We start from the raw sequence: 16,983 nt of genomic DNA on the forward strand, positions 1-16,983 counted from the left end.
GGTTTACCGCGTAATAATGGTCCGGCTAAAAACCTTCAGAACTGAATGGATAGAACATCATGAATTTACACGAATATCAGGCAAAACAGCTGTTTGCTCGGTATGGCATGCCGGCACCAACCGGTTACGCCTGTACCACTCCGCGTGAAGCAGAAGAAGCCGCATCCAAAATCGGCTCCGGCCCGTGGGTGGTGAAATGTCAGGTTCATGCTGGCGGCCGCGGTAAAGCGGGCGGCGTTAAAGTCGTCAACAGCAAAGAAGATATCCGTGCCTTCGCGGAAGCCTGGTTGGGCAAGCGTCTGGTGACTTACCAGACTGACGCGCTGGGCCAGCCGGTTCACCAGATCCTGGTAGAAGCGGCGACCGACATCGATAAAGAGCTGTACCTGGGCGCGGTAGTGGATCGTTCTACCCGTCGCGTGGTGTTCATGGCGTCTACCGAAGGCGGCGTGGAAATCGAGAAGGTGGCGGAAGAAACCCCTGAACTGATCCACAAAATGACCATCGATCCGCTGGCGGGTCCACAGCCTTATCAGGGCCGTGAGCTGGCCTTCAAACTGGGCCTGACCGGTAAGCAAGTCAGCCAGTTCGCCAAGATCTTCATGGGCCTGGCGACGCTGTTCCTGGAGCGCGACCTGGCGATGGTTGAGATCAACCCGCTGGTGATCACCAAGCAGGGCGATCTGGTGTGCCTGGACGGCAAACTGGGCGCCGACGGCAACGCCCTGTTCCGCCAGCCGGAACTGCGTGAAATGCGTGACCCTTCCCAGGAAGACGAGCGCGAATCCCGTGCGGCTCAGTGGGAGCTGAACTACGTTGCCCTCGACGGCAACATCGGCTGCATGGTTAACGGCGCCGGTCTGGCGATGGGCACCATGGACATCGTTAAACTGCACGGCGGCGAACCGGCCAACTTCCTGGACGTTGGCGGCGGCGCGACCAAAGAGCGCGTGACCGAAGCGTTCAAAATCATCCTGTCCGACGATAAGGTGAAAGCGGTTCTGGTTAACATCTTCGGTGGTATCGTACGTTGCGATCTGATCGCCGACGGCATCATCGGCGCAGTGGCCGAAGTGGGCGTTAACGTCCCGGTGGTGGTGCGCTTGGAAGGGAACAACGCCGAACTGGGCGCCAAGAAACTGGCGGACAGCGGCCTGAATATCATTGCTGCGACCAGCCTGACTGATGCGGCTCAGCAAGTTGTTGCAGCAGTGGAGGGTAAATAATGTCCATTTTAATCGATAAGAACACCAAAGTAATTTGCCAAGGCTTCACCGGTAGCCAGGGGACTTTCCACTCCGAACAAGCTATCGCTTACGGCACCAAAATGGTTGGCGGCGTAACCCCGGGCAAAGGCGGCACTCAGCACCTGGGCCTGCCGGTGTTCAACACCGTGCGCGAAGCGGTTGAAGCGACCGGCGCCACGGCCTCGGTCATCTACGTTCCAGCGCCGTTCTGCAAAGACTCCATCCTGGAAGCGATCGATGCCGGCATCAAACTGATCATCACCATCACCGAAGGCATCCCGACCCTGGACATGCTGACCGTGAAAGTGAAGCTGGACGAAGCCGGCGTGCGCATGATCGGGCCGAACTGCCCTGGCGTGATCACCCCAGGCGAGTGCAAAATCGGCATCATGCCTGGCCACATCCACCTGCCGGGCAAAGTGGGCATCGTTTCCCGCTCCGGTACCCTGACCTATGAAGCGGTGAAACAAACCACCGATGCCGGTCTGGGCCAGTCCACCTGTGTGGGCATCGGCGGCGACCCGATCCCGGGCTCCAACTTCATCGATATCCTGAAGATGTTCCAGCAGGATCCGCAGACCGAAGCGATCGTGATGATCGGTGAGATCGGCGGCAGCGCTGAAGAAGAAGCGGCAGCTTACATCAAAGAACACGTCACCAAACCGGTTGTCGGCTACATCGCCGGCGTGACCGCGCCGAAAGGCAAGCGTATGGGCCACGCGGGCGCCATCATCGCAGGCGGCAAAGGCACGGCGGACGAGAAGTTTGCTGCGCTGGAAGCCGCGGGCGTGAAAACCGTTCGCAGCCTGGCAGACATCGGCGACGCGGTAAAAGCGGTGCTGAAGCGCTAAGAATTTAGTACGAAATAACAATATCTCGACATGTTTGGCCACCCATTGGGTGGCCTTTTTTATTGGCGCAGATCAGAAGTCGTTGATCGCCTTGATCAGTGCGATCCGATCCTGCAGGCGGCGCTGTTGCACCGGATCCGTAGCGGCTTGGCGCTGTTGCTCCAGCGCGGTGAGGGCGGCGCGGTAATCGTCGGCGTTGCGGAACAGCGCGTCTTTGACGTTGATCGACGCGACGTTGGTGTAGCGGCCGTCGTCGGTGGTCGGTACCTGGATAATGCCCTCATTGAGCAGCCGTTTGACGATCGCCCGCTGTGGTTCGTAACCCTCCATGCCGATCAGCTTCCAGCGCTGCGGCGGCACGCCCTGATAGTGGCCGTGTTTCACCTCCGTCAGGTAGCGCAGAGTCAGGTGGCGGATAGTGCCTTCTTCTTCACCGTATTGCGCTTTGCTGTCGAACAGCACCGGGAAGGATTGCCCCTCCAGCGCGCCACCCTTTTGCGTCAGGTGGCCCATGCGGTAACTGTTCATGCCCAGGCGGATCGGCATATCGTCGGTGACCGGCGTGCCGTCCGCCAGGCGCAAGTCGACGATGCGCGAACCGGCAGGTTGGCGCAGGTCGATGGTGTAAGTGACGCCGTCGAAGAAATCATTGGTGGAATATTTGGACGATCGCCGCGCCGGGTTAAAGCTGTAGGTGACATCGCCCGGCTGCAGCTGATTGAAATAGTCGGCGGACCACTCCATGTAGCGTTTAAGCACTTTGCCGTTGAGCTGATACACGGTGATCTCGCCGCCGGCGTATTGGTAGTTAAAGGCGATATCCTTGGCCTTGATGTCGCCGACGTCCAGCTTGGCGCGATCGTTGTCGATCTGCAGGGCGACCACCTGCGCCAGCGGCGCATAGTGGCGGGCGGCCTGCTGGAACAGCGCGCTGATGCCGGTATCCTGCACGTGTACCTGGGGAATGCCGCGGAATTCGTCGGCGGGCACCAGATCGCTGCCGCTCAGTTTCGCCACGACCCGGTTGGCATTGGCGCGCAGAATGTCATGGTACGGCTGGTAGAGCGCTTGCATGGCGCTGTCCGGCGTCATCCCTTTGATGGAGTAGGTGTAGCTGTTTTTGTCGATCAGCGCGAACTTGCCGTCGCGGCGCTCAAACTGCAGATCGATACGCGACAGCGCGCGGCCGTATTTATCCGGCTCGGTGATGATGACGCCGTTAACCACCGCTTTGTCGATCTTCACGTGCATATGGCCGGCGACGATCGCCGCCAGCTCCGGGTTGGCGTTGGCGATGTCGGCCACGCCGGTGCCGGGGCGCTGATTTTCGTTGTCGATGCCCATATGCGCCACCAGCACGATAGCGTCGACCTGGCCGTCGATTTGCCTGATGACCTGTTTCACCGCCTGCACCGGATCGGTGAAGTTTAGCCCCTTGATGCGATCGGTGCCCTTGGCGAATTCCGCGGTCATCGGCGTGTCCATGCCGATAATGCCGATCTTCACGCCCTGGCGTTCGACGATGGTGTAGGCCGGCAGATAGGGGTTGCCGTTGTCCCAGACGATATTACCCGCCAGCGCCGCGCCCTTAAACTGCTTCAGCGGGGGGGGCAGCACCGGCAGGCCGAAGTCGAACTCGTGGTTGCCCATCACCCAGACATCGTAATTGAGCGCGTTGAGGCCCAGCATCATCGGGCTGATGGCCTCATGCTTGAAGGTTTCGACGAAGTTGCCCTGAATGGTGTCGCCGGCGTCCACCAGGATCAGGTTGGGCTGCTCGGCCCGCACTTTTTTGACCTGGGTAGCTATCTGGCTCAGGCTGCCCGCCAGATTTTCCGTGTCGCTGGCGTAGTCCCAGGGCACGAAGGTGCCGTGCAGATCGGAGGTGCCCAGCAGGGTGATATTTACCGTTTCGGTGGCCATGGCGTTTCCCGAGAGTCCCAAGACAGAGGCAAAGATGATTTTTTTCATAAGTTATTGTCACTCAATGCAATTTTAACATAAGTGGTCATTTTGCTACAAAAACGCAACCTTTACGATCCCATCGCGAGAAATAGACTAATATTGGAGAGAGATTTGTTGTTTTGTGACTGCTATCACTGTCACGGCTTATTGGAAATAAAAGGTTAATTATGTCGCATAATAAGCGCGTAATAATACAATGGCGGCTCTTTTAAATTACATTTATTTAACACAAAAATATCATTAAAAAACAATTAAACCATTGCGCAACATGACCCTAAGAAAATTATGCGAAATGTGCTGATGAATATGGAAATAAGATGCGGATAGGCTTAAATTGTCTCAGATCAAATTAGCCCGAAGTACCTCTTTCGGCTAAGATTTGACCTGTAACCAAAAGTCTAACCCACGTCACGTAAAAACCTATTTATTGTGTGGGATTGGGCGAGTATCATCCATGTTGTGATTATGGATGGTTGATCTTGTTGCATTTGTTACCCGTTGTCGGTTTTCAGTGGCGTGCTTGTCGGCGGCCCGAGGGGCTATTGGCCGAGTGTGCGGTTGAAAGCGGAGAAGCTGGATCAAATTTGTTGTGTTTAAGGGCATTCACTGCGGGGCGTTACTGGCGGCTTTGAAAGAGGCGTGCCGATAACCGCGTGTCGGAGTCTTCCTGCGAGGAGCAAGGAGTCAAGATGTTTGATATTGTCGAACTGTCGCGCTTACAGTTTGCTTTAACGGCGATGTATCATTTCTTATTTGTCCCATTAACGCTCGGTATGGCGTTCTTGCTGGCAATTATGGAAACGGTATATGTCCTGTCTGGCAAACAAATCTATAAAGACATGACCAAATTCTGGGGAAAGTTATTTGCGATTAACTTTGCTCTGGGTGTGGCCACCGGTTTGACCATGGAGTTCCAGTTCGGGACTAACTGGTCGTATTTCTCTCACTACGTCGGCGATATCTTCGGGGCCCCTCTGGCTATCGAAGGTCTGATGGCGTTCTTCCTTGAATCGACGCTGGTCGGCCTGTTCTTCTTCGGCTGGGATCGTCTGAGCAAGGTGCAGCACATGGCGGTAACCTGGTTCGTGGCCCTCGGCTCCAACCTGTCCGCGCTGTGGATCCTGGTCGCCAACGGCTGGATGCAGAACCCGATCGCTTCGGATTTCAACTTCGAAACCATGCGCATGGAGATGGTCAGCTTCTCCGAACTGGTGCTTAACCCGGTTGCGCAGGTTAAATTCGTTCACACCGTGGCTTCCGGCTACACCTGCGGCGCGATGTTCGTTCTGGGCATCAGCTCCTACTACCTGCTGAAAGGCCGCGACATCGCCTTCGCCAAGCGCTCCTTCGCCATCGCTGCCAGCTTCGGTATGGCTGCCATTCTGTCCGTTATCGTTCTGGGTGATGAATCCGGCTACGAAATGGGCGACGTGCAGAAAACCAAACTGGCCGCTATCGAAGCGGAATGGGACACCCAGCCGGCACCGGCGTCCTTCACCCTGTTCGGCATTCCCGATCAGGACAAGATGGAAAACTCCTTCTCTATTCAGATCCCGTATGCGCTTGGCCTGATCGCCACCCGCTCCACGGACACTCAGGTCACCGGCCTGAAAGATCTGATGGCGCAGCATGAAGTGCGCATCCGCAACGGGATGAAAGCCTACCAGCTGCTGGAAGAGCTGCGCGGCGGCAACACCGATCCTGCGGTGCGCGCCGAATTCAACAAAACCAAGCAAGACCTGGGCTACGGCATGCTGCTGAAGCGCTATACCCCGAACGTCACCGACGCGACGGAAGCGCAGATCCAGCTGGCGACCAAGGACTCCATTCCGCGCGTGGCGCCTCTGTACTTCGCCTTCCGCATCATGGTGGCCTGTGGCGTGATCATGCTGTTGATCATCGGCCTGTCGTTCTGGAACGTGATCCGCGGCCGCATCGGCCAGAAAAAATGGCTGCACCGCGCGGCACTGTACGGTTTGCCGCTGCCTTGGATCGCGATCGAGTCCGGTTGGTTCGTGGCGGAATACGGCCGTCAACCGTGGGCGATTGGTGAGGTGCTGCCGACGGCGGTCGCCAACTCTTCGCTGACCGCGGGCGACATTCTGTTCTCGATGGGGCTGATCTGCGGCTTGTACACCCTGTTCCTGGTGGCTGAATTGTACCTGATGTTCAAGTTTGCGCGTCTGGGTCCAAGCAGCCTGAAAACCGGCCGCTATCACTTTGAACAACCGACTGCCGCCGTGCAGGAAGCGCGCTAAACAGGAGTCCACGTATGTTTGACTATGAAGTACTGCGATTTATTTGGTGGGTCCTGGTTGGCGTACTGCTGATCGGCTTCGCCGTCACCGACGGTTTCGACATGGGCGTCGGCATTCTGGTGCGCATCATCGGGAAAACCGATACCGAGCGCCGGGTGATGATCAACTCCATCGCCCCGCACTGGGACGGTAACCAGGTGTGGCTGATCACCGCCGGCGGCGCGCTGTTCGCCGCCTGGCCGATGGTCTACGCAGCGGCCTTCTCTGGCTTCTACGTCGCCATGATCCTGGTGCTGGCCGCCTTGTTCTTCCGCCCGGTCGGTTTCGACTACCGCTCCAAGCTGGAGAGCAGCCGCTGGCGCAACATGTGGGACTGGGGCATCTTCATCGGCTCCTTCGTGCCTGCCGTGGTATTCGGCGTGGCGTTCGGCAACCTGCTGCAGGGCGTGCCGTTCCACATGGACGAGTACATGCGCCTGTTCTACACCGGTAACTTCTTCCAACTGCTGAATCCGTTCGGTCTGTTGGCGGGCGTGGTCAGCCTGACCATGCTGGTTACCCAGGGGGCGACCTACCTGCAAATGCGCACCACCGGCGAGATCCACCTGCGTTCACGCGCTGCGGCGCAGATCGCGACGCTGATCATGGCGGTGTGCTTCCTGCTGGCGGGCGTATGGCTGGTGAAAGGCATCGACGGTTTCGTCGTGACGTCGGCGCTGGACACCCTGGCGGAATCCAACCCGATGCGTAAAGAAGTGGCGCATCAGGCCGGTGCCTGGTTGATCAACTTCAACAAGTATCCGCTGCTGTGGGCGTTGCCTGCGCTGGGCGTGGTGCTGCCGTTGTTCACCATCCTGTTCTCGCGTCTGGAGAAAGGCGCACTGGCGTTCGTCACCTCGTCGCTGACCATCGCCTGCGTCATCCTCACCGCCGGGGTCACCATGTTCCCGTTCGTGATGCCGTCCAGCACCGTGCCTAACGTCAGCCTGACCATGTGGGACGCGACGTCGAGCCTGTTGACGCTGAAAGTGATGACCGTCGTGGCGGCGATCTTCGTGCCTATCGTTTTGGCGTACACCAGCTGGTCGTACTACAAAATGTTCGGTCGCCTCGACAAGAACTACATCGAAAACAACAAGCATTCGCTGTACTAAGGATAAGGAGCTAAACCATGTGGTATTTTGCCTGGATTCTCGGAACGCTTCTTGCCTGCGCCTTCGGCATCATCACGGCGCTGGCGCTTGAGCAGAGCGAAGCGACCAAAGCTCAGCAAGACGGTAAGTGATGAGCTCGTCCGTGATTGACAAGCTGTACGCTGTCACCGACAAGGGCCCGATCCGGGCCCTTTCCCTGGTGCTGGCGTTGATTTTGGCGGGGTGCGTGTTCTGGGATCCGACGCGTTTCGCCGCCAAAACCAGCTCGCTGGAGATTTGGGAAGGGCTGTTGCTGATTTGGGCGGTGTGCGCCGGGGTGATCCACGGTTTCGGATTCCGCCCGCAGCGCAGCATCTGGCGCGCCTTTTTCGCGCCACTTCCCGCAATTGTGATCCTGTGCGCAGGATTACTTTACGTTTCTTTATAATCTCCCTGATGTCCCCACGTTATGGGCCCTCACGGCCCATAATTATTTTCATTCCCATCTTGTAACCCATTCCCAACCCGATCCGTCTTGCGTATAGTAGCAGCGTTAAATTGCATTGCTGGGAAGTAGAGTGAGTAATACGTTGTTTCGATGGCCGGTTCGCGTTTACTACGAGGATACCGATGCCAGTGGTGTGGTCTATCACGCCCGCTACGTCGCCTTTTTTGAAAGAGCGCGCACAGAGATGCTGCGTCAGCACAACTTTCATCAACAGCAGCTGCTCAGTGAACAAGTCGCTTTTGTCGTCCGGCGCATGACGGTGGATTATCTGGCTCCGGCTCGTCTCGACGAGCAACTGGAGGTTCAGAGCGAAATCACCTGTCTGCGCGGGGCTTCTCTCACGTTTGCTCAACGCATTGTCAATTCTGACGGGGCCCTACTGAGCCAGGCAGATGTCCTGATTGCCTGTATTGATCCACACCAAATGAAGCCAAGAGCGCTTCCTAAGTCTATTGTCGCGGAGTTTAAGCAGTGACTGACATGAACATCCTAGATTTATTCTTGAAGGCGAGCCTGCTGGTTAAGCTTATCATGTTGATTTTGATATGCTTCTCGGTAGCCTCTTGGGCGATCATCATTCAGCGCACCCGCATCCTCAATGCGGCGACGCGTGACGCCGAAGCCTTTGAAGACAAATTCTGGTCCGGTATCGAGCTTTCCCGTCTGTACCAGGAAAGTCAGGCGCGTCGCGATAGCCTGACCGGTTCCGAGCAGATCTTCCATTCCGGGTTCAAAGAGTTCGCCCGCCTGCACCGCGCCAACAACCATGCGCCGGAGTCGGTGATCGAAGGGGCGTCGCGCGCGATGCGCATTTCGATGAACCGCGAGCTGGAAACGCTGGAAACCCATATTCCGTTTCTCGGCACCGTCGGTTCGATCAGCCCGTATATCGGTCTGTTCGGCACCGTGTGGGGGATCATGCACGCCTTTATCGCGCTGGGCGCGGTGAAGCAAGCCACGCTGCAGATGGTGGCGCCGGGTATCGCCGAAGCGCTGATCGCCACCGCGATCGGTCTGTTCGCCGCCATCCCGGCGGTAATGGCCTATAACCGTCTCAACCAGCGCGTCAACAAGCTTGAGCAGAATTACGACAACTTTATGGAAGAGTTCACCGCTATTCTGCATCGTCAGGCCTTCTCCAGCGACAGCAAATAAGTAGGAGGTAGCATGGCGAGAGTACGTGGACGTAGTCGGCGCGAGCTGAAGTCCGAAATTAACATCGTTCCGCTGCTCGACGTGTTGCTGGTGCTGCTGCTGATCTTTATGGCAACCGCGCCAATCATCACGCAGAGCGTGGAGGTTGACCTGCCGGACGCCACCGATTCCAAAACGGTGTCCAGCGATGACAATCCGCCGGTGATCCTCGAGGTTTCCGGTGTAGGTCAATACACCCTGGTGGTGGATCACAACCGTATGGAGCTGTTGCCGCCTGAGCAAGTCGCGGCCGAAGCCAAGTCGCGTTTGGCGGCTAACCCGAAAACGGTCTTTTTGATCGGCGGTGCGAAGGAAGTCCCTTACGATGAGATTATCAAGGCATTGAATATTCTCCATCAGGCGGGCGTGGCTTCCGTGGGGCTGATGACCCAGCCGATCTGACCGTAAGGCGAACGGCAACCCGGTTCCTGCGCTGCGGCCCAGGAACCCCGTATAAGCAACACCAGTTTTTGGGAATCTATTTTGGTAAAGGCAACTGAGCAAAACGATAAGCTGAACCGCGCCGTTATTGTTTCGGTCGTTCTGCACTTCATATTGATTGCCCTGCTGATTTGGGGATCGCTGCAGGAAAAGGTCGACATGGGCGCCGGCGGTGGCGGTGATGGCACCGTGGTGGGCGCAGTGATGGTCGATCCCGGCGCCGTGGTGGAGCAATACAACCGCCAGCAGCAGCAGAGCAACGATGCGCAGCGTGCCGAGAAGCAGCGCCAGAAAAAGGCGGAGCAACAGGCCGAAGAGCTTCAGCAGAAGCAGGCGGAGCAGCAACAGCGCCTGAAGGAGCTGGAGAAAGAGCGTTTGGCGGCGCAGGAGAAAGCTGCGCAGGACGCCAAAGTGCAGGCTGAGCAACAGCAGAAGGCAGCGGAGCAGCAGAAACAGGCCGCCGAGCAGCAAAAAGCGGCGGAAGCCGCCGCTGCGAAGGCCCAAGAGCAACAGAAGGTCGCCGAAGCCGCCGCCGCCAAGGCGAAGGCCGAAGCGGACAAGGTCGCCAAGGCGCAGGCGGACGCGCAGAAGAAAGCCGAAGCGGAAGCCAAGAAAGAAGCGGCCGCTGCCGCCGCCGCCAAGAAACAGGCGGAAGAGGCGAAGAAAGCCGCCGCCGCCGCGGCAGAAAAGAAAGCTGCAGAGGCCGCAGAGAAGAAAGCGGCTGCTGAAGCCGAGAAAAAAGCCGCAGCGGAAGCCGAGAAGAAGGCTGCCGCCGAGGCAGAGAAGAAAGCGGCGGCCGAGAAAGCCGCTGCCGCCAAAAAAGCCGCTGCGGACGCCAAGAAGAAGGCCGCCGCCGAGGCTGCGAAACAATCGGAGGAAGTTAGCGATCTGTTTGGCGGCTTGGCGGATGGCAAGAACGCGCCGAAAGGCGGCGGTGCTAAATCGAAAGGCGACGGTAAACCGGCCGGGCAGGGCAATGCCAAAGCGGCTGGGGCCAGCGGGGCGGATATCAGCGGTTATATGGGGCAGATTCAAGGGGCGATTCAGAGCAAGTTCTATGACGCCAGTTCGTTCGCCGGCAAAACCTGCGACCTGCGTATCAAGCTGGCGCCGGACGGCCTGCTGATAAGCGTACAAGCGGCGGGGGGCGATCCTGCCCTGTGTCAAGCAGCAGTGTCTGCCGCCAAGTTGGCGCATATACCGAAGCCGCCGAGCGATGCCGTTTATCAGCACTTTAAGAATTCTATACTTGAATTCAAGCCGCAATAACGGTTGATTGAGTGAGTGATATCACAGGGATGTACTAAGGTAACCAACAGGGATTATGTAGTTTTACGTAAGTTGGTTTGTTAAAATTCTGCTAATTTATCGCAGGCATCCCGCCTGGATAAGGGAGATGAGATGAAGCAGGCATTTCGAGTAGCGCTAGGTTTTTTAATTCTGTGGGCGTCCGTGCTGCACGCGGAAGTTCGCATTGAAATCACCCAAGGGGTCGACTCCGCTCGTCCGATTGGCGTGGTGCCGTTTAAATGGGCGGGCCCAGGCACGCCGCCGGAAGATATCGGCAAGATTGTCGGCGCGGATCTGCGCAACAGCGGCAAATTCAACCCGATCGACGTGGCGCGCATGCCGCAGCAACCGACCTCCGCGTCTGAAGTGACGCCGGCGGCCTGGACTGCGCTGGGCATCGACGCCGTGGTTGTCGGCCAGGTTCAACCTGGCGCCGACGGCAGCTACCTGATCTCCTACCAGCTGGTGGATACCTCGGGTTCGCCGGGCACCGTACTGGCGCAGAACCAGTATAAAGTGACCAAACAGTGGTTGCGTTATTCTGCCCATACCGCCAGCGACGAAGTGTTCGAAAAGCTGACCGGCATCAAGGGCGCGTTCCGTACCCGTATCGCCTACGTCGTGCAGACCAACGGCGGGAAATTCCCGTATGAGCTGCGCGTAGCGGATTACGACGGTTACAACCAATTCACGGTGCACCGTTCGCCTGAGCCGCTGATGTCACCGGCCTGGTCGCCGGACGGCAGCAAACTGGCTTACGTAACCTTCGAAAGCGGCCGTTCCGCGCTGGTGGTACAGACCCTGGCTAACGGTGCTATCCGCCAGATCGCCTCGTTCCCGCGCCACAACGGTGCGCCGGCGTTCTCGCCGGACGGCAGCAAGCTGGCCTTCGCGCTGTCCAAGAGCGGCAGCCTGAACCTGTACGTGATGAACCTCGGCTCCGGCCAGATCACGCAGCTGACCGATGGCCGCAACAACAACACCGAACCAACCTGGTTCCCGGATGGCCAGTCGCTGGCGTTTACCTCCGACCAGGGCGGGCGTCCGCAGATTTATAAAATCAGCGCCAGCGGCGGTGCCGCACAGCGTCTGACGTGGGAAGGCTCTCAGAACCAGGATTCTGAAGTCAGCTCCGACGGTAAATTCCTGGTGATGGTAAGCACCAACAGTGGTGCACAACACATCGCCAAACAAGATCTTGGATCGGGCGCCGTTCAGGTTTTGACCGGCACCTTCCTGGATGAAACGCCTAGTATTGCGCCAAACGGCACCATGGTGATCTATAGCTCCACGCAAGGTATGGGCTCCGTGTTGCAGTTGGTGTCAACTGATGGGCGTTTCAAAGCGCGTCTTCCGGCAACTGATGGACAGGTCAAATTCCCTGCCTGGTCGCCGTATCTGTGATGCATGTGTAAATATGTATGGCAAACTATAAAAGGATCAAAGAAATGCAACTGAACAAAGTGCTGAAAGGGCTTCTGCTGGCACTGCCAGTTCTGGCTGTAGCAGCTTGTAGTTCTAACAAAAGCGCAAACAACGACCAATCTGGTATGGGCGCTGGCACTGGTATGGAAAACGGCAGCAGCAACCTGTCTTCCGAAGAACAAGCTCGTCTGCAGATGCAAGAACTGCAGAAGAACAACATCGTTTACTTCGGCCTGGACAAGTATGACGTAAGCTCCGAATTCGCTCAGATGCTGGACGCGCACGCTGCATTCCTGCGTAACAACCCGTCTTACAAAGTGACCGTTGAAGGCCACGCTGACGAACGCGGCACGCCGGAATACAACATCGCTCTGGGTGAGCGCCGTGCTAACGCCGTTAAAATGTACCTGCAGGGTAAAGGCGTTTCCGCTGACCAGATCTCTATCGTTTCTTACGGTAAAGAAAAACCAGCAGTACTGGGCCACGACGAAGCGGCTTATGCTAAAAACCGTCGTGCCGTTCTGGTTTACTAAGAGAATCGCATGAACAGTAACTTCAGACGTCACCTGTTGAGTCTGTCGTTACTGGTTGGCGTAGCGGCCCCCTGGGCCGCTACTGCCCAAGCGCCAATCAGTAATGTCGGCTCCGGCTCGGTCGAAGACCGTGTCACCTCGCTTGAGCGCATCAGCAATGCTCAAGGCCAGCTTTTAAACCAACTCCAGCAACAACTCTCTGATAACCAACGCGACATTGATTCTCTCCGTGGGCAAATCCAGGAAAGTCAGTATCAGTTGAATCAGGTGGTTGAACGCCAGAAGCAAATCTATCAGCAGATGGATAGCCTCAGCCAGGGCGGCGCTCAGAGCGCCTCTGCGGCCGCGGGCGCTGCCGGTGGGGCAGTCGCAGGCGCATCTTCCGATGCGGGCGGCAGCGCGCCTGCAGCCGCTTCTGCAACGCCGAGCGGCGGTGATGAGAACAGCGACTACAACGCCGCTGTTTCTCTGGCGCTGGAAAAAAAACAGTATGACCAGGCGATTTCCGCCTTTCAGTCCTTCGTAAAACAGTACCCGAAGTCTACCTACCAGCCCAACGCCAACTATTGGCTGGGCCAGTTGTTCTACAACAAGGGTAAAAAAGACGACGCGGCCTACTATTTTGCGGTGGTGGTGAAGAATTACGCGAAATCACCGAAGGCGCCGGACGCCATGTACAAGGTGGGTATCATCATGCAGGAGAAAGGGCAGGCTGATAAAGCCAAAGCCGTGTTCCAGCAGGTGATTAAACAGTACCCAACCAGTGCGGCGGCCAAACAGGCGAAAAGCCGCGTAGGCGGTTAACAGTCAGAAAAATGAGCCCAGAAGTTAGTCGATTTGACCGATTTCTGGGCTCATTCGCGTGAAGAACAAGCAGTTGAACGCATCAGTAAAAAATTTAGGTTGCGCTGCCAAGATAAATTAGTAATATATGCCGCCGTTGCCAAGATATCTTGCAAGATGTTAAAGCGGCAGGGAAATTGGGTCGTTAGCTCAGTTGGTAGAGCAGTTGACTTTTAATCAATTGGTCGCAGGTTCGAATCCTGCACGACCCACCAATTTCTGAAGTAGCAGTAACCACAACAGTGGGTGATTAGCTCAGTTGGTAGAGCATCTCCTTTACACGGAGGGGGTCGGCGGTTCGAGCCCGTCATCACCCACCACTGTTATGGGTCGTTAGCTCAGTTGGTAGAGCAGTTGACTTTTAATCAATTGGTCGCAGGTTCGAATCCTGCACGACCCACCATTCTTTAAGAATGGCTGCGATAGAGAATCGTAAAGGATGAGAACCGTAAAGGTTCGAGTCTCGCGAAGCGAGACAACATCACTCCGGTGATGGCCCGCAAGGGCGAGGCCAAAGGCCGAGTTATCCTGTACGATCCACCATTCTTTAAGAATGGCAGCTTCAGGATCGGTTTGATGTGGCAAAGTAAAGGTCCGAGTCGAGTACCCGTCGAGTTGTCCTGAACATCCCCATCCTTGTTTTCCGCGAGTCGGTTTCAATAGCCTATTCGCCATCAGCAGTAAACCACATCAGTGGGTCGTTAGCTCAGTTGGTAGAGCAGTTGACTTTTAATCAATTGGTCGCAGGTTCGAATCCTGCACGACCCACCACTCTTTGATAGAGCAAGGTGTTAAATCGTCAGGATGAGAACCGTAAAGGTTCGAGTCTCGCAACGCGAGACAACATCACTCCGGTGATGGCCCGAAGGGCGAGGCCAAAGGCCGAGTTATCCTGCACGACCCACCACTCTTTGAGAGTGAAAAATAGCAGTACCACAGCAGTGGGTGATTAGCTCAGTTGGTAGAGCATCTCCTTTACACGGAGGGGGTCGGCGGTTCGAGCCCGTCATCACCCACCACACTGCGGGTCGTTAGCTCAGTTGGTAGAGCAGTTGACTTTTAATCAATTGGTCGCAGGTTCGAATCCTGCACGACCCACCAATTCAGAGAAAAGCGCCTTTTGGCGCTTTTTTCGTTCTGTAACATCTAAACCTGACCTTATCTTCTCGCCAGCACCGTCACCTACATTCGCGCTTTCTCGTTTCAACACCGCACCGATCGTCATCACGCTGTTCTCTGAACGGCTATACGGTCTCGTCAGGCCATTATCCGCTGTGAGCTGTGCAGCCAATGTCTGTGTTTTTTAATTCATTAAACAATAGGTGCGCAAATATGAAAATATCAGCGGACTTTTCGCGCGGTTTTAGGTATTTTGTTTAGTATATAAAACGAAGGGCGTTGCGGCAGGCGATATTCACGCGGCAGGCGCCCAGCCTAGCATGAGATTGCAGCGATGAGTGAAATGTTTGATGTCAATGCGGCGGTGTATCCCTTCCCGCCTAAACCGGTTCCGCTGGACGTAGCCGAAAAAGCCTTTTATCGCGAGAAGATCAAAACCCTGCTCAAGCAGCGCAATGCGGTGATGGTCGCCCACTATTATACCGATCCGGAAATCCAGGCGCTGGCGGAAGAAACCGGCGGCTGCGTGGCGGATTCGCTGGAAATGGCGCGCTTCGGCAGCGCCCATCCGGCTTCCACGCTGTTGGTGGCCGGCGTGCGCTTCATGGGGGAAACCGCCAAGATCCTCAGCCCGGAAAAGCAGGTGCTGATGCCGACGCTGTTTGCCGAATGTTCGCTGGATCTGGGCTGCCCGGAAGAGGAGTTTCATGCGTTTTGCGACAGCCACCCCGATCGTACCGTGGTGGTCTATGCGAACACCTCGGCGGCGGTCAAAGCGCGCGCCGACTGGGTGGTCACTTCCAGCATCGCCGTTGAGCTGATCGAACACCTGGACAGCCTGGGCGAGAAGATCATCTGGGCGCCGGATCGCCATCTCGGCAGCTACGTGCAGAAGCAGACCGGCGCCGACGTGCTGTGCTGGCAAGGTGCCTGCATTGTCCATGACGAGTTCAAGACTCAGGCGCTGCGGCGCATGAAGGCGCTTTATCCGCAGGCGGCCATCCTGGTGCATCCCGAATCGCCACAGGCGGTAGTTGAGTTGGCGGATGCGGTGGGATCGACCAGCCAACTGATTCAGGCGGCGAAAACATTGCCGCATCAACAGCTGATCGTCGCCACCGATCGCGGTATCTTTTACAAGATGCAGCAGGCCTGCCCGGACAAGGAGCTGTTCGAAGCGCCGACCGCCGGAGAGGGGGCGACCTGTCGCAGCTGCGCGCATTGCCCGTGGATGGCGATGAATGGCCTGAAGGCGATTGCCGAAGGGCTGGAGCAGGGGGGCGCGCAGCATGAGATCCACGTGGACGCCGCGCTGCGTGAGAAGGCCCTGGTGCCGCTGAACCGCATGCTGGATTTCGCCGCTCAGCTTAAGATGCAGGTTAAAGGCAACGCTTAACCGTTTAAAAGGATGACTTCATGAGCTTCTTCAGTACCAGCAATATTCTGGTGCACATTCCGCTTGGCGCGGGCGGTTACGATCTGTCGTGGATCGAAGCCATCGGCACGCTGTTCGGGTTGCTGTGCATCTGGTACGCCAGCAAGGAAAAAATCATCAACTACCTGTTCGGCCTGATCAACGTCACGCTGTTCGCGGTGATTTTCTTCCAGATCCAGCTGTACGCCAGCCTGCTGTTGCAGCTGTTCTTTTTCGGCGCCAACATATACGGTTGGTATGCCTGGAGCCGCCAAACCCAGGATAATCAGGCTGAGCTGCAGATCCGCTGGCTGCCGTTGCCGAAAGCGTTGGCCTGGGCGGCGGTTTGCGTCATCGGCATTGGCCTGATGACCTTTAACATCGACCGTGTGTTCGCCTGGCTGACGCAGGTTGCGGTGGCGGTGATGCAAGGGCTGGGGCTGAACGTGCAGATGCCCGAGCTGCAGCCGGACGCGTTCCCGTTCTGGGATTCGGCGATGATGGTGCTCTCCATCGTGGCGATGATCCTGATGACGCGCAAGTACGTGGAAAACTGGCTGCTGTGGGTGGTTATCGACGTCATCAGCGTGGCGATCTTCGCCTACCAGGGGGTGTACGCGATGGCGCTGGAGTATGTCATTCTGACGCTGATTGCCCTGAATGGCTCCTGGCTGTGGATCAAGAGCGCCGGGCGCAACCGTTCCAACCCGCTCTCGTCCGCACCGTAGCAACAGCAGAGGGCGCCGTGGTGGCGCCCTCTTG

16 protein-coding genes, 6 tRNA genes and 2 other RNA genes are annotated in these 16,983 nt (G+C 57.0%); 23 read left to right on the top strand and 1 reads right to left on the bottom strand.

The genetic code is table 11. The features are described 5' to 3' along the window. Window positions 1-59 precede the first annotated feature (59 nt). Entirely contained in the window at window positions 60-1,226 is a 1,167-nt protein-coding gene (sucC, locus tag C3F38_RS08595; protein ID WP_025301883.1) for an ADP-forming succinate--CoA ligase subunit beta, read from the top strand. Beyond that, window positions 1,226-2,098 (top strand): succinate--CoA ligase subunit alpha, encoded by an 873-nt coding sequence (gene sucD, locus C3F38_RS08600; protein WP_004939878.1) that lies wholly within the window; start codon window positions 1,226-1,228, stop codon window positions 2,096-2,098. The genes sucC and sucD overlap by 1 nt, the downstream gene beginning before the upstream one ends. A 72-nt stretch (window positions 2,099-2,170) precedes the next feature. On the opposite strand, the gene C3F38_RS08605 is transcribed toward sucD, so the two are convergent. After that, a complete protein-coding gene (locus C3F38_RS08605) occupies window positions 2,171-4,069 on the bottom strand; it encodes a bifunctional UDP-sugar hydrolase/5'-nucleotidase (RefSeq protein WP_103791718.1) in 1,899 nt (632 codons plus the stop codon). Between the two features lie 683 nt (window positions 4,070-4,752). Between C3F38_RS08605 and cydA the strand changes: the two genes are divergently transcribed. From cydA to pnuC, 21 genes are all read left to right on the top strand, one after another. Continuing rightward, the gene (cydA, locus tag C3F38_RS08610) at window positions 4,753-6,321 is read left to right on the top strand and encodes a cytochrome ubiquinol oxidase subunit I (protein WP_019454034.1); all 1,569 of its coding nucleotides are present in this window, start codon (window positions 4,753-4,755) and stop codon (window positions 6,319-6,321) included. Between the two features lie 14 nt (window positions 6,322-6,335). Beyond that, window positions 6,336-7,475 carry a cytochrome d ubiquinol oxidase subunit II gene (gene cydB, locus C3F38_RS08615; RefSeq protein WP_019454033.1) on the top strand — a complete coding sequence of 380 codons (1,140 nt, stop codon included), beginning with the start codon at window positions 6,336-6,338 and terminating at the stop codon, window positions 7,473-7,475. Between the two features lie 17 nt (window positions 7,476-7,492). Further along, window positions 7,493-7,606, top strand: a complete 114-nt coding sequence (gene cydX / locus C3F38_RS08620; RefSeq protein ID WP_004939868.1) for a cytochrome bd-I oxidase subunit CydX — start codon at window positions 7,493-7,495, stop codon at window positions 7,604-7,606. Beyond that, a complete protein-coding gene (ybgE, locus tag C3F38_RS08625; RefSeq protein ID WP_038877538.1) occupies window positions 7,606-7,902 on the top strand; it encodes a cyd operon protein YbgE in 297 nt (98 codons plus the stop codon). Before cydX ends, ybgE begins: the two co-directional genes overlap by 1 nt. Before the next feature lie 130 nt (window positions 7,903-8,032). Continuing rightward, window positions 8,033-8,437, top strand: a complete 405-nt coding sequence (gene ybgC, locus C3F38_RS08630; protein WP_025160034.1) for a tol-pal system-associated acyl-CoA thioesterase — start codon at window positions 8,033-8,035, stop codon at window positions 8,435-8,437. Next, complete coding sequence (tolQ, locus tag C3F38_RS08635) at window positions 8,434-9,117, top strand: Tol-Pal system protein TolQ (RefSeq protein ID WP_004939862.1); 684 nt, start codon at window positions 8,434-8,436, stop codon at window positions 9,115-9,117. The genes ybgC and tolQ overlap by 4 nt, the downstream gene beginning before the upstream one ends. A 12-nt stretch (window positions 9,118-9,129) precedes the next feature. Then, window positions 9,130-9,558 carry a colicin uptake protein TolR gene (gene tolR, locus C3F38_RS08640; RefSeq protein ID WP_004939859.1) on the top strand — a complete coding sequence of 143 codons (429 nt, stop codon included), beginning with the start codon at window positions 9,130-9,132 and terminating at the stop codon, window positions 9,556-9,558. An 81-nt stretch (window positions 9,559-9,639) separates the two neighbouring features. After that, complete coding sequence (gene tolA / locus C3F38_RS08645) at window positions 9,640-10,866, top strand: cell envelope integrity protein TolA (protein WP_055316099.1); 1,227 nt, start codon at window positions 9,640-9,642, stop codon at window positions 10,864-10,866. A gap of 132 nt (window positions 10,867-10,998) precedes the next feature. Continuing rightward, window positions 10,999-12,291 (top strand): Tol-Pal system beta propeller repeat protein TolB, encoded by a 1,293-nt coding sequence (gene tolB / locus C3F38_RS08650; RefSeq protein WP_004939856.1) that lies wholly within the window; start codon window positions 10,999-11,001, stop codon window positions 12,289-12,291. 44 nt (window positions 12,292-12,335) lie between these two features. Beyond that, complete coding sequence (gene pal, locus C3F38_RS08655) at window positions 12,336-12,845, top strand: peptidoglycan-associated lipoprotein Pal (protein ID WP_025160033.1); 510 nt, start codon at window positions 12,336-12,338, stop codon at window positions 12,843-12,845. Between the two features lie 9 nt (window positions 12,846-12,854). Further along, complete coding sequence (gene cpoB / locus C3F38_RS08660; protein ID WP_055316100.1) at window positions 12,855-13,649, top strand: cell division protein CpoB; 795 nt, start codon at window positions 12,855-12,857, stop codon at window positions 13,647-13,649. A 178-nt stretch (window positions 13,650-13,827) separates the two neighbouring features. After that, a tRNA-Lys gene (locus C3F38_RS08665) sits at window positions 13,828-13,903 on the top strand. 29 nt (window positions 13,904-13,932) lie between these two features. Further along, window positions 13,933-14,008: transfer RNA gene (locus C3F38_RS08670), tRNA-Val, on the top strand. A 7-nt stretch (window positions 14,009-14,015) separates the two neighbouring features. Further along, a tRNA-Lys gene (locus tag C3F38_RS08675) sits at window positions 14,016-14,091 on the top strand. Between the two features lie 15 nt (window positions 14,092-14,106). Next, window positions 14,107-14,231: non-coding RNA, RtT sRNA (locus C3F38_RS08680), on the top strand. Between the two features lie 152 nt (window positions 14,232-14,383). Further along, window positions 14,384-14,459, top strand: a tRNA-Lys gene (locus C3F38_RS08685). Window positions 14,460-14,472: 13 nt separating this feature from the next. Next, a non-coding RNA gene (locus C3F38_RS08690) (RtT sRNA) lies at window positions 14,473-14,595 on the top strand. Window positions 14,596-14,631: 36 nt separating this feature from the next. Further along, window positions 14,632-14,707 (top strand) — tRNA-Val (locus C3F38_RS08695). Window positions 14,708-14,713: 6 nt separating this feature from the next. After that, window positions 14,714-14,789 (top strand) — tRNA-Lys (locus C3F38_RS08700). A 352-nt stretch (window positions 14,790-15,141) separates the two neighbouring features. After that, a complete protein-coding gene (nadA, locus tag C3F38_RS08705) occupies window positions 15,142-16,203 on the top strand; it encodes a quinolinate synthase NadA (protein WP_015376982.1) in 1,062 nt (353 codons plus the stop codon). A 20-nt stretch (window positions 16,204-16,223) separates the two neighbouring features. After that, window positions 16,224-16,949, top strand: a complete 726-nt coding sequence (gene pnuC / locus C3F38_RS08710) for a nicotinamide riboside transporter PnuC (RefSeq protein WP_038877544.1) — start codon at window positions 16,224-16,226, stop codon at window positions 16,947-16,949. Window positions 16,950-16,983: the final 34 nt, after the last annotated feature.

The organism is Serratia sp. SSNIH1 (assembly GCF_002935055.1).
Lineage (GTDB): Bacteria > Pseudomonadota > Gammaproteobacteria > Enterobacterales > Enterobacteriaceae > Serratia > Serratia nevei.